12 protein-coding genes are annotated in these 12,781 nt (G+C 34.0%); all 12 read left to right on the forward strand.

What is annotated here, in order from left to right; translation table 11 throughout:
• Positions 1-14 precede the first annotated feature (14 nt).
• Positions 15-1,067, forward strand: coding sequence for a sugar phosphate isomerase/epimerase family protein (locus Q4Q40_RS02380; RefSeq protein WP_303300073.1), 1,053 nt, complete (start codon positions 15-17; stop codon positions 1,065-1,067).
• 10 nt (positions 1,068-1,077) lie between these two features.
• A complete protein-coding gene (locus Q4Q40_RS02385; protein WP_303300074.1) occupies positions 1,078-1,824 on the forward strand; it encodes a 3-keto-disaccharide hydrolase in 747 nt (248 codons plus the stop codon).
• A gap of 28 nt (positions 1,825-1,852) precedes the next feature.
• Positions 1,853-3,226, forward strand: a complete 1,374-nt coding sequence (locus Q4Q40_RS02390) for a Gfo/Idh/MocA family oxidoreductase (protein ID WP_303300075.1) — start codon at positions 1,853-1,855, stop codon at positions 3,224-3,226.
• Positions 3,227-4,012: 786 nt separating this feature from the next.
• Positions 4,013-4,639 (forward strand): GNAT family N-acetyltransferase, encoded by a 627-nt coding sequence (locus tag Q4Q40_RS02395; RefSeq protein ID WP_303300076.1) that lies wholly within the window; start codon positions 4,013-4,015, stop codon positions 4,637-4,639.
• On the forward strand, positions 4,636-5,811 hold the full coding sequence (locus Q4Q40_RS02400; protein ID WP_303300077.1) for an argininosuccinate synthase: 1,176 nt from the start codon (positions 4,636-4,638) through the stop codon (positions 5,809-5,811). Before Q4Q40_RS02395 ends, Q4Q40_RS02400 begins: the two co-directional genes overlap by 4 nt.
• Before the next feature lie 3 nt (positions 5,812-5,814).
• The gene (argC, locus tag Q4Q40_RS02405; protein WP_303300078.1) at positions 5,815-6,792 is read left to right on the forward strand and encodes an N-acetyl-gamma-glutamyl-phosphate reductase; all 978 of its coding nucleotides are present in this window, start codon (positions 5,815-5,817) and stop codon (positions 6,790-6,792) included.
• 202 nt (positions 6,793-6,994) lie between these two features.
• Positions 6,995-7,789, forward strand: a complete 795-nt coding sequence (gene proC / locus Q4Q40_RS02410; protein ID WP_303300079.1) for a pyrroline-5-carboxylate reductase — start codon at positions 6,995-6,997, stop codon at positions 7,787-7,789.
• Position 7,790: 1 nt separating this feature from the next.
• Entirely contained in the window at positions 7,791-8,936 is a 1,146-nt protein-coding gene (locus Q4Q40_RS02415; protein WP_303300080.1) for an aspartate aminotransferase family protein, read from the forward strand.
• 160 nt (positions 8,937-9,096) lie between these two features.
• Positions 9,097-10,290: a glutamate-5-semialdehyde dehydrogenase gene (locus tag Q4Q40_RS02420; protein WP_303300081.1), complete on the forward strand. Its 1,194-nt coding sequence runs from the start codon at positions 9,097-9,099 to the stop codon at positions 10,288-10,290.
• Positions 10,291-10,292: 2 nt separating this feature from the next.
• The gene (gene proB, locus Q4Q40_RS02425; RefSeq protein ID WP_303300082.1) at positions 10,293-11,054 is read left to right on the forward strand and encodes a glutamate 5-kinase; all 762 of its coding nucleotides are present in this window, start codon (positions 10,293-10,295) and stop codon (positions 11,052-11,054) included.
• A 2-nt stretch (positions 11,055-11,056) separates the two neighbouring features.
• Positions 11,057-11,500, forward strand: coding sequence for a GNAT family N-acetyltransferase (locus tag Q4Q40_RS02430; RefSeq protein ID WP_303300083.1), 444 nt, complete (start codon positions 11,057-11,059; stop codon positions 11,498-11,500).
• 7 nt (positions 11,501-11,507) lie between these two features.
• Positions 11,508-12,446, forward strand: coding sequence for an N-acetylornithine carbamoyltransferase (locus Q4Q40_RS02435; RefSeq protein ID WP_303300084.1), 939 nt, complete (start codon positions 11,508-11,510; stop codon positions 12,444-12,446).
• Positions 12,447-12,781: the final 335 nt, after the last annotated feature.

Consider the following 12,781-nt stretch of genomic DNA (forward strand, 5'->3'; position numbering starts at 1 on the left):
GTTAGGAGGGGAATATGAAAACAATAAAAGGACCTGCTGTGTTTTTAGCGCAATTTGCAGGAAGTGAAGCACCATATAATAGTTTAGACGGTATGTGTAAATGGGCAGCCGATTTAGGGTATAAAGGCATTCAAATACCAACTTGGGAGTCGAGTTTAATTGATATTGAAAAAGCTGCTGAAAGTCAAACATATTGTGATGAGTTACAAGGAAAAGTGAATTCATATGGATTAGAAATCACAGAGCTTTCTACACACTTACAAGGCCAGTTAGTAGCAGTGAATCCTGCTTACGATTCTATGTTTGATGGTTTTGCACCAGAGGAGGTTAGAAATAATCCAAAAGCAAGAACCGAATGGGCTATAGATTTTGTTAAAAAATCGGGAACAGCAAGTGGTCGATTAGGTTTAAAATCGCATGCTACTTTTTCTGGAGCCTTAATGTGGCATACCATGTACCCCTGGCCACAGCGACCAAACGGATTAGTAGAGATGGGATTCAAAGAATTAGCAAGTCGTTGGTTACCAATTTTAAATCATTTTGACGAGCAAGGTGTCGATGTTTGTTATGAAATTCATCCAGGTGAAGATATTCATGATGGGATTACTTTTGAACGTTTTTTAGAAGCTACTGGTAATCATAAACGTGCTAATATACTTTACGATCCTAGTCATTTTGTACTTCAGCAATTAGACTATTTAGCGTTTATAGATTATTATCATGAACGCATTAAAGCATTTCATGTAAAAGATGCAGAGTTTAATCCTACTGGAAAGCAAGGAGTTTACGGCGGTTATTCCGATTGGAAAGACCGAGCAGGACGTTTTAGGTCTTTAGGAGATGGTCAAGTAGATTTTAAAAGTATTTTTTCAAAATTAACCAAGTACGAATGTGATGTTTGGGCAGTTATGGAATGGGAATGCTGTATAAAGTCTTCTACGCAAGGAGCCAGAGAAGGTGCTCCTTTTATTCAAAAACATATTATTGAAGCTGCTGAAAGAGGTTTTGATGATTTTGCAGGTGGTGAAACAGATAAAGCCTACTTAAAAAAAATATTGGGGATATAATTTAATTGGTATGAAAACAAAATATGTAATTCTAGTCATTTTATTTGGAGTGTTTTTTTCTTGTTTTGGACAACAAAAAATGAAACCAAAAGAAACTGAAATATGGGAACCTAAACCAAAAATAGTTACTCCAGGAAAAAATAATTCGGCACCAAGTGATGCTGTTGTACTTTTTGATGGGACTAATTTAGATCAATGGGTTTATGCAAAAGATGGAGCGCCTGCTAATTGGCACTTAAATGCAGATGGTAGTATGACGGTGAAAGATAAAGCTGGTGATATTAAAACCAAACAAGAATTTGGAAATGTACAATTGCATATAGAATGGAAATCGCCTATAGAAGTTCAAGGAAAAAACCAAAGTAGAGCAAATAGTGGTGTGCTTTTACAAAGTAGATATGAAATACAGGTTTTGGATAATAACAATAACGATACTTATGTTAATGGACAGGTAGCCTCGGTTTATAAGCAGTCTATTCCTTTGGTTAATGCATCTGCTTCTACTGGAGATTGGAACACTTATGATATTATTTTTCATCAACCAGAATTTGATGAAAATGGACAGGTTGTAAAAAAGGCAACCATTACAGTTATACATAATGGTGTACTAGTGCAAGACCATTTTACAATACAAGGAACAACAGCTTTTATTGGACACCCCAAGTATGAAAAACACGGAAAAGCGTCGCTTAAGTTACAAGATCATAGAGATAATAGTCGTGTGAGTTATAGAAATATTTGGATACGAGAATTATAAAGTAAAAATAATATTAATAAATAAAGTTATGGTAAATAATGTATCAAGAAGGTCTTTTATAAAATCAACAGCAGCCGCTTCGGCTGGTGTTTTAATACTCCCAGGTCTATTAAGTTTTTCTCCAAACAATAAATTAAATATTGCAGCCATAGGCGTTGGAAATAGAGGGGGGTCTAACTTAAAAAAAATCGCTGTAGGGAATAATGTTGTTGCTTTGTGTGACGTGGATGATCTTATGATGAATAAAGCAGCAGAAAACTTCCCGGATGCGAGGAAATTTAAAGATTTTAGGGTCATGTTTGATAAGATGGCTAATGACATTGACGCTGTAATAGTTTCAACACCAGATCATACGCATTTTGTAGCGACTATGGCAGCCATGGAATTAGGGAAACATGTATTTGTAGAAAAACCATTGGCTCATAATATCTGGCAGTTACGTACTTTAAAAAAAGCAGCAAAACATTATGGGATTGTTTCCCAAATGGGAAACCAAGGACATACGACTCATGGCATTCGATTAATAAAAGAGTGGTATGATGCCGATGTTTTAGGAGATGTAAAAGAAGTGTATGCGTGGCATGGTGTAAATAAATTTGGGCCAGGGCGTTATTTTACAAAACCTGAAAGTTTTCCACCACCAAAACACGCCATTCCAGAAAATCTTAAATGGGATCTTTGGCAAGGCTCAGTAAGTGAAAAGCCTTTTAATAAAGCATATGCTCCTAAATCATGGCGTGGATTTTATGATTATGGAAACGGAACCTTGGGCGATTGGGCTTGCCATACTTTAGATGCCCCTTTTTGGGCTTTAGATTTAGGAACTCCGTATAGTACTGAGGCTAGCGTTCCTGAAGGGAGTTTTAATGATAGGAGTTTTATGCCAGATTCATCCACAGTTACTTTTAAATTTAAAAAGCGTCATAACAAACCAGCCGTGAAATTAATATGGCATGAAGGATTTCAAACACCAGATATCGCTATTAAACCAGAATGGGGTATAGATAATTTGGAAAATAATCAAGGTGGAGGTATGATAATGGTAGGTAGTAAAAATGCATTAATAACAGGGGCTCGACCAGATAATCCCAGATTGTTGATGCCGAATGCCGAATATGATGCCTTTTTAAAAAATGCACCAAACCAAACCATTCCAAGAATTGAAGAAAATAACCCACATAAGGAGTGGTTGGATGCTATTAAAAATAATACCTTACCTGGTTCTAATTTTGATTATGGATCTGACCTTACAGAAATGGCATTAGTAGGTGTATTAGCACAGAGGTTTGGCGGTAAAATTAAGTACAATGGTGAAAAAATGAAAATTACAAATAGGCCAAAATTAAATGCATATATCAAAGAGCCTGTTCGTAAAGGTTGGGAATATGGAGAGGGGCTTTAAATGGATAATTTTACATAGAATTAAATATTTAATATTTATTTGCGTGTTGTAAAATTCTAAATTTGTTTAAAACATTAAAGGACAGGACAGTTGAATCTGAACAGCTTTAACAGGATTAGAAAGTTTGAACAGCCCTCTTAAAATCAGACCTGCTAAGGCGGGTCTTTTTTATTTAATGAGTCGATCTCTTATAAGCCTGAGTTCGATGTAAGAATCGTAGATAAAAGTCTCACATGTTATAAAGAGTCTAAAAACATATTTTATATACATAATTGTCTAATAAACAGTGTTAATAGGGGGTCTTGTTTTTCTTAGGTCGAACTCAGGTTTATAACTCAATACACTTTCACTATTTAAAGTTTCTAAATAATTTAAGTATCATTGAATTATTTAGAAAAAAAACATAAGAATATAGAGATATTAATAATTTTTATGAAAAAATGATTCATTTTTACAAGTAGTATTAAATAAAATTTTAGATTTGTACTATGAAAAATTTAAAAAATAAAATACGTTGTTCTGTTCCCGGTTTGCCCGCGCGCAATCGCCGCCGCCGCTTCTAGTCTTTCTTGTTAGCAAAACCAAAACGTCATTTTAATTTTTTTCATAGTGTCCAAAATATATTTCATAGCATTTCAAAAATTAGTTAACTTCTTAGTTAATAGATATATTATGCGCCGTATTTTTCCTCGTCGCCCGTAAGGGTGTGCTTCTGTTTTTGAACTAGGTGAGTCCAGTTCAGTAATCAAAAAAGGTTAAAATTCAAATTAAAAATAGATACAATAAATGGAGATTGTAATCGCCAATAAATCACATACTAAATACGCAGAAATTATTTGCGAGACCATTGCAGAATCGGCAAAGGTTAGAGGTACTGGTATAGCAAAACGTACACCTGAATATATTGCAACAAAAATGGGGAATGGTAATGCTGTTATTGCTTTAGATGGTGACGTATTTGCTGGGTTTTGTTATATAGAACTCTGGGGTCATGGGAAATTTGTAGCTAATTCTGGTTTAATAGTACATCCAAATTATAGAGGAAAAGGCTTAGCAAAAAAGATAAAGCACAAAGTTTTTGAGCATTCCAGAACAAAATTTCCAGATGCTAAAGTATTCAGTATTACAACTGGTTTAGCTGTTATGAAATTGAATAGTGATTTAGGGTATAAACCAGTTACATTTTCAGAATTAACAGACGATCAAACATTTTGGGATGGATGCCAAACCTGTCAGAACTATGATGTTTTAACACGCACCAACCGTAAAATGTGTTTGTGTACAGGGATGTTATACGATGGAAAGACAAAAGAAAAAATAGAATCAAAAAAAATAAAAGAAAAGGTTTTTAAAAGATTAAAACATATTAAAGAAACCATGTTCTTAAAAAAAGCGAAAAAAACAAAAAAATGAAAAAATTAGTAATAGCATATAGTGGCGGATTAGATACATCGTATTGTGCCGTTAGTTTATCTAAAACGTATGATGTACATGCAGTAAGTGTAAATACGGGTGGATTTACAAAAAGTGAAATAGAACATATTGAAAGTAACGCTTATAAAATGGGTGTTTCTACATATAAAAATATTGATGCAGTTGCTACATTTTACCAAAAAGTAGTGAAATATTTAATTTTTGGTAATGTTTTAAAGAATAACAGTTACCCATTATCTGTAAGTGCAGAGCGAATTATTCAAGCGATCGAGATTGTGGAATATGCAAAAAGTATAGGGGCAGAGTATATAGCACACGGTAGTACAGGTGCAGGAAACGACCAAGTACGATTTGATATGATTTTTCAAACATTGGCTCCAGATATTAAAATTATTACACCAATTAGAGACGAGAAATTAACAAGACAAGAAGAAATAGAGTATTTAAAATCTGAAGGAATTGATATGCCTTGGGAAAAATCAAAATATTCTGTAAACAAAGGACTTTGGGGAACAAGTGTTGGAGGTGTTGAAACTTTAGAATCAGAAAAACCATTACCTAATGAAGCGTACCCTTCTCAATTAGAGAAAGAAGGTGAAGAAAAAGTAACACTTACTTTTAAAAATGGTGAATTTACTGCTTTAAATGGCGAAGAAAATGATCCTCAGATAAATATTGAAAAGCTAGATGATATGGCTTCTAAATATGCCATTGGTAGAGATATTCATGTTGGTGATACCATTGTTGGTACTAAAGGACGCGTTGGTTTTGAAGCTGCGGCGGCTTTAATTACAGTAAAAGCACACCATTTATTAGAGAAGCATACATTAACAAAATGGCAATTACAACACAAAGAATATTTATCTAGTTTCTACGGGATGCATTTACACGAAGGTCAATATTTAGATCCTGTAATGAGAGATACTGAAGCCTTTTTGCAGAGTTCTCAAAAAATGGTTTCTGGAGATGTTGTTGTTGCTTTAAAGCCGTATCACTTTTCTTTAGACGGCATTGTTTCTGATCACGATTTAATGTCTAGTAAATTTAGTACTTATGGTGAAGAAAATAAAGCATGGACAGCAGATGATGCTAAAGGATTTATTAAAATTCTAGGAAATCAAAATAAAATATATAGACAAGTAAATTCTTAAGCTATGATTAAGGTTGGAATTATTGGAGGTGCAGGTTATACTGCTGGTGAATTAATTAGATTATTAATTAATCATCCTGAAACTGAGATTGATTTTGTGTTTAGCACGTCTAATGCTGGAAACAAAATCAGCAAGGTGCATCAGGATTTAGTGGGGTCTTTAGATTTAGAATTTACAGGTACCGTAAATCCAGAAGTAGATGTGTTGTTTTTATGTTTAGGTCATGGGAACTCGGTAAAATTTTTAAAGAATAATACGTTTTCAGATAAAACAAAGATTGTTGATCTGGGAAATGATTTTAGGTTAGAAAAAGACAAGGTTTTTGATGGTAAAAATTTTGTATATGCTTTGCCAGAGTTGCAAAAAGAAGCTGTTAAATCGGCTAATTATATTGCGAACCCAGGGTGTTTTGCAACGGCCATTCAATTGGCATTATTGCCATTAGCAGAAAAGAATTTACTAAATAACGATGTCCATATTAATGCCGTTACAGGTGCAACAGGTGCTGGAACGTCATTATCGGCAACCACGCATTATACATGGAGAGATAATAATTTTTCGTATTACAAACCATTTACGCATCAACATTTAGGAGAAATTAATCAATCGGTAAAGCAATTGCAAAATGATTTTTCTTCAGAGATTTTGTTTATGCCCAATAGAGGGAACTTTTCAAGAGGGATTTTTGCAACCGTTTATACAGACTTTGAAGGTACGGTTGAAGAAGCAATCTCTATGTATAAAGACTTTTATAAAGATGCAGCATTTACTTTTATTTCAGATGAGGCTATCCATTTAAAGCAAGTGGTTAATACAAATAAATGTATCATACATTTACATAAACATAATAACAAATTATTAATTACAAGTGTGATTGATAACTTATTAAAAGGTGCTTCTGGACAAGCGATTCAAAACATGAATTTAATGTTTGGCTTAGAAGAAACAACAGGGTTGCAATTAAAAGCAACTTATTTTTAATTCCCACCTAACCTCCCGAAAGGGAGGAATGGATTGAAAAAAAGTAAGAGTAAGCATCCCCCTCCTTCGGAGGGGCTAGGGGAGGAATTAGTGCGTTAGCGATTGCAGCGGCATCCTTTTTGGAGGCACGAAAAAAAGATATAGCGGAAAGCGCGACCCTTGTGGTAACGCCATAGAAATTAATAAAAATTAAAGAATTATCATGAAAATAGCCATTATAGGAACAGGGAATTTAGGAAGTTCAATAGCAAAAGGACTTATTAATAATAAATCGTTTACATCATTGTATTTAAGTGATAAAAATACATCGGCTGTTAAAGGTTTTGAGAATGAAGATTACGTAACGTTAACGAATGATAATGCTTTAGCAGTTGAAGCATCTGATATGGTTATTTTCGCACTTCAGCCAAAGCATATTGACCATGTTTTAACTAATGTTGCATCAAAAATAACCCAAAATCATGTTGTTATTTCTGTGGCTGCTGGTGTTGCGATTTCTAGAATAGAAGCTATTGTTGGAAGTGATAAAAACATCATCCGTGTGATGCCAAATACAGCGATTTCAATTGGTAAATCGATGACTTGTTTATCGGCTAATGAAAAAGGGCAGGATAAGATTGGACTGGCTCAAAAGATATTTAACCAATTAGGAACTACTATGGTGATTTCTGAAGATTTGGTGCAAGCAGCAACCGTTATTTGTGCCAGTGGTATTGCCTTTTGGATGCGCTTAGTACGTGCTACCACACAAGGTGCTATTCAATTAGGTTTTGAAGCAGAACAAGCACATGAATTAGCAACACAAACCTGTTATGGAGCGGCTAGTTTGTTATTAGAATCTGGAAGACATCCTGAGCAAGAAATAGATCGTGTAACCACACCAAGCGGCTGTACTATTGAAGGTTTAAATGCCATGGAGCATGAAGGGTTAAGCTCTGCTTTAATACAAGGTATTGTGGCCTCGTTCGAAAAAATTAATCAAATTAAAAAGAATTAAAATGCCATTATTTGACGTTTATCCATTATATAATGTAACCCCAGTTTCTGGGAAAGACATACTCGTTTATGATAACGAAGGAACCGAATATTTAGATCTTTACGGAGGTCATGCTGTGATCTCTATCGGACATGCACATCCAAATTATGTTGAAGCAATTACCAATCAAGTAAACACCTTAGGGTTTTATTCTAATGCGATTCAAAATCCATTACAAAAACAATTAGCAGATAAAATTGAAGCACTATCTGGCTGTAAGGATTACGAATTGTTTTTATGTAACTCTGGGGCAGAAGCTAACGAAAATGCATTAAAATTAGCCTCCTTTAAAACAGGAAAAGCACGTGTTATTGCATTTAATAACGGATTTCACGGACGTACATCGGCTGCTGTTGCTGCAACAGATAATGCTAATATTGTAGCGCCAATAAATGCACAACAAAAAGTCACCTTTTTAGAACTGAATGATGTAGAAGGTGTTAAAAGAGAATTAGAAAAGGGTGATGTTTGCGCTGTTATTGTGGAGTTCATTCAGGGTGTTGGTGGTTTGGATCAAGGAACTACAGCCTTTTTCGAACAAGTAGATGCGCTTTGCAAAGCTAATAACACAATGTTTATTGCAGATGAGATTCAATGTGGATATGGAAGGTCTGGAAAGTTTTTTGCGTTTCAGTATTATAACGTAACGCCAGATATTATATCCATGGCAAAAGGTATGGGGAATGGTTTTCCAATAGGAGGCATATTAATACACCCAGATATTGAAGCCAAATATGGGATGCTAGGAACTACTTTTGGTGGGAATCATTTAGCATGTGCAGCAGGTTTAGCAGTTTTAAATACGATTGAGGAAGAAAAACTTATTGAAAATACGAATACTATTTCTGAGTATTTTATTGAAAAAGCGAAAACAATTCCGCAGATAAAAAATATAAAAGGAAAAGGTTTGATGATAGGTTTAGAGTTCGATTTTGAAGTTGGCGAGCTAAGAAAAAAACTTATTTATGATGAACATATTTTTACTGGCGGCGCATCCAATAAAAAGCTGTTAAGAATTTTGCCTCCTCTGACTGTTAAAAAAGAACACGTTGATCAATTTTTTGAAGCGCTTAAAAAGGTTATAACGAAAAATAAAGAAACAGTTTAAAGACTATATATTATGAGATGTCTCAATCGTACCTCATGTCGACATGATAAAGTAATATTAATAGTAGTAGGTTATTTCGACTGAAAGGAGAAATCACAAAAAAACTTTAGAGATAGAGTGAGACTGAAAACTGTTTACTGAACACTGAAAACTAAAAAAAATGAACACACTATTATCCATAGAAAAAAGAAATGCCGTGTTACTTAAAATGGCAGTTCTTTTAGAACAAGAAAGAAACGCCATTATTGCTATTAATAAAACCGATTTAGAGGCTTATAATGGCGATGATATTTCGATGTTCGATCGTTTAAAAGTAGATGATTCTAAAGTCGATGAAATGATTAATGCTGTAACGCATTTAGCATCTCAAGAAGATCCTGTGGGGATAGAGCGTTTTAGTTTTAAACATGAGAATGGGATGCAGGTTTATAATAAAACGGCATCGTTTGGAACGGTGTTAATTATTTACGAATCCAGGCCAGATGTTACGGTAGAAGCTGCAGGGATTGCTTTTAAATCGGGGAATAAAATATTGCTTAAGGGTGGTAAAGAATCATTAAAATCAAACTTGAAAATTGTGGAGTTGTGGCATCAAGCATTAAAAGATCATGATGCATCAACCGATTGGGTGGAGTATATGCAATTCAATAGAACAGAAACTCAAGCCTTTTTAGAAAAACCAACACAGAAAGTTGATTTAATTGTTCCTCGTGGTGGTGAACGTTTAATTGCTTTTGTAAAGCAGCACGCTACATGTCCAGTTATTATAAGTGGTCGCGGTAATAACTTTGTTTATGTTCACAAAAAAGCCAATTTGGAGATCGCTTTAGATGTTATTATTAATGGGAAATCAAAAATATCGGCTTGTAATGCGGTTGATAAAGTTTTAATTGACAAAAACCTTCCTAATAAAGAAGCCTTTATAAAAAGCTTAATTTCTAAATTAAAAGCGTCTAATATTCAAATTTTAGGAGATGAAGCAACATGTGAGTTTGATGAGGTTGAGGCATTTGAATCTGATGATATTTGGTATGAAGAATTTTTAGATTATAAGATTGTTGTTGGAGAAATAGCATCGAATGCCGATGCTATTGCCAAAATAAATAAATATTCTGGCGGACATTCATCTGTTATAGTAACAACCCATGAAGCAGAAGCTAAATTGTTTATGGAAAATGTAGATACAGCTGCGGTATATCATAATGCTTCAACACGATTTACAGACGGTGGTCAGTTAGGACTTGGTGGCGAATTAGCTATAAGTACAGATAAATTACACCAAAGAGGTCCGATCGGTCTGCAACATTTGGTAACTAATAAATGGTACGTTCATGGAGATGGACAAATAAGATAACCATGAAAAAGAAAAGAATATTATTAAAAATAGGATCTAATACGCTTACCAAAGAAACCGATAATATTTCGAGAGGGAAGATTGAAGATATTGCAAATCAAATAGCGAAGTTGCAAGATACCTGTGAGTTTATTATTGTAAGTTCTGGTGCTATTGCTGTAGCAAAACAGTTTGTAAAACTTGAAAGTAAACGAAAAGAAATTTTTGTAAAACAAGCCTTAGCGTCTATTGGTCAGCCACATCTTATAAGAATATATCAAGAAATTTTTAGAGAGTTGGGCTTATTAACCTCACAATGTTTATTGTCGTATTCAGATTTTGAAAAGCAAGAAAGTAAAACAAATATTGTAAACACCATAAATGTATTAGTCAACAATAATTATATCCCTATTATTAATGAAAATGATACCGTAGCTACCGACGAAATTAAATTCGGGGATAATGATAAATTAGGCGCACTTACTGCTTCTCTTTTAAGTGCCGATCTATTTATAATAGCGACCAATACCAATGGTATTTATACTAAGGAGTCCATTGAAAAAGGAACTCCAAAAACCATTGAATTGGTTGAGGATTTTAATGCATTAAAACATCAAGTTGTAAATTCTAAATCAACTCACGGTACTGGTGGTATGCAATCTAAAATAGATGCCATTTCAGTAGCCAAACAATCAAACGTAGAAACATGGATCGTAAACGGATTAGAAGACAATTTTATAATAAATGCGCTTGAGAATAAGATCCTGTTTACTAAAATAAAGTAATTTTGAATATTTTTGAATTAAAATATGTAGCTATTAACAGCCCGCTTTATGATGCTGCGGTCGCATTAAGAGTAAAACTCTTTTTCAAAAATATGGAAAATAGTCATGATTTGATTCATGACGATCTTGAATCTAAAGGCATTCATTTAGTCTGTTTAAATGAAAAAGAAGTCGTTGGAACAGGACGATTAAATATTAAAAATAACACAAGCATAATTTCTCAAATGGCCATTAAAAAAGCCTTTCAAAAAAAGGGAATTGGCTTAAAAATATTAAAAGAGCTCATTGCGCTAAGTAAAGAAAATAAGGTATCTAGGATAGAACTTAATGCCAGAGAAACAGCTTTGCCATTTTATGAGAAACTTAATTTTAAAGCCTTAGGAAATAAATATCCATCAAAGAAAACAAAGATTATTCATCAGAAAATGGAATTGATCATTAAATAAAATCAAAATGAAACATTACACCTCCATACACGATATAGACGACATCAATTCTTGGATTGAAGAAGCCAAAGCGTTAAAGCTGAATCCCTTAAAAGATGGGGGCTTAGGAAAAAATAAAACCATCGGTTTATTATTCTTTAACTCTAGTTTGCGTACCCGTTTAAGTACCCAAAAAGCAGCATTAAATTTAGGTATGAATCCTATTGTTATGAATGTGTCTGGAGATGCCTGGGGTATCGAATTAGGAGATGGCACTGTTATGAATGGTAATACCGCAGAACATATAAAAGAAGCCGCAGCAGTGGTGTCTCAGTATTGCGATATTATTGCTGTAAGAGCGTTTCCAACGTTAACAGATAAAGCAAAAGATGAAAGCGAGCAGGTTTTAAAATCGTTTGTCAAATATGCATCGGTTCCAATAGTTAATATGGAGAGTGCTACAGGACACCCATTACAAGGGTTAACAGATGCGATAACTATTTCAGAGCATGCAAAAGTTGCAAAGCCAAAAGTGGTTTTAAGTTGGGCGCCTCATATTAAAGCTTTGCCACATGCGGTAGCAAATAGTTTTGTTCAAGCCATGCAAAAAATGGATGTTGAGTTTGTAATTACGCATCCAGAAGGTTACGATTTAAACCCAGAAATAACTGGTGATACACCAATAACATATAACCAGGAAGAAGCGTTTGCAAATGCCGATTTTGTGTATACTAAAAACTGGAGTTCATATTCAGATTATGGAAAAATTTTAAATGAAGATCCTAATTGGATGATTACGAAAGAAAAGCTAGGTGATGCTAAATTTATGCACTGTTTACCAGTAAGACGAAATGTGGTAGTAGAAGATGCGGTTTTAGATAGTGATAGCTCGTTGGTTATTCAACAAGCTAATAACAGAACCTATGCAGCACAATTGGTGTTGAAGAAAATATTAGAAAATTTATAAATTATAGACCATTTCACTTCGAGACATCTGCTAAAATTTTAGCAAGCGGATGTGATGATGTAATTGGGGTGTCATTTAGAAGAGGTAGGACTGAAGAATCTTTAGAGATTAATAATAAAGATTCTTCGACTCCGACAATTGTCGGAATGCTCTGAATGACAAATAATTGAAAATTAAGTGTTTATATATAATAAAAAAAACGTCAATGGTAGATCTGTGTTAAAAATTTTAACTAGCGGATGAAATGACTTAATTGGGGTGTCATTCAGAAGGAGGTACGACTGAAGAATCTTTAAAAATTAATTATAAAGATTCTTCGCTTTGCTCTGAATAAC

Origin of the sequence: Flavivirga jejuensis, assembly GCF_030540765.1 — a bacterium.
Lineage (GTDB): Bacteria > Bacteroidota > Bacteroidia > Flavobacteriales > Flavobacteriaceae > Flavivirga > Flavivirga jejuensis.

Bases quoted from the DNA above. Each gene is read 5' to 3' on its own strand.
- proB (WP_303300082.1), top strand. From the start codon at position 10,293: ATGAAAAAGAAAAGAATATTATTAAAAATAGGATCTAATACGCTTACC.
- Q4Q40_RS02420 (WP_303300081.1), top strand. From the start codon at position 9,097: ATGAACACACTATTATCCATAGAAAAAAGAAATGCCGTGTTACTTAAA.
- Q4Q40_RS02390 (WP_303300075.1), top strand. From the start codon at position 1,853: ATGGTAAATAATGTATCAAGAAGGTCTTTTATAAAATCAACAGCAGCC.
- Q4Q40_RS02380 (WP_303300073.1), top strand. From the start codon at position 15: ATGAAAACAATAAAAGGACCTGCTGTGTTTTTAGCGCAATTTGCAGGA.
- Q4Q40_RS02415 (WP_303300080.1), top strand. From the start codon at position 7,791: ATGCCATTATTTGACGTTTATCCATTATATAATGTAACCCCAGTTTCT.
- Q4Q40_RS02400 (WP_303300077.1), top strand. From the start codon at position 4,636: ATGAAAAAATTAGTAATAGCATATAGTGGCGGATTAGATACATCGTAT.
- proC (WP_303300079.1), top strand. From the start codon at position 6,995: ATGAAAATAGCCATTATAGGAACAGGGAATTTAGGAAGTTCAATAGCA.
- argC (WP_303300078.1), top strand. From the start codon at position 5,815: ATGATTAAGGTTGGAATTATTGGAGGTGCAGGTTATACTGCTGGTGAA.
- Q4Q40_RS02395 (WP_303300076.1), top strand. From the start codon at position 4,013: ATGGAGATTGTAATCGCCAATAAATCACATACTAAATACGCAGAAATT.
- Q4Q40_RS02385 (WP_303300074.1), top strand. From the start codon at position 1,078: ATGAAAACAAAATATGTAATTCTAGTCATTTTATTTGGAGTGTTTTTT.
- Q4Q40_RS02435 (WP_303300084.1), top strand. From the start codon at position 11,508: ATGAAACATTACACCTCCATACACGATATAGACGACATCAATTCTTGG.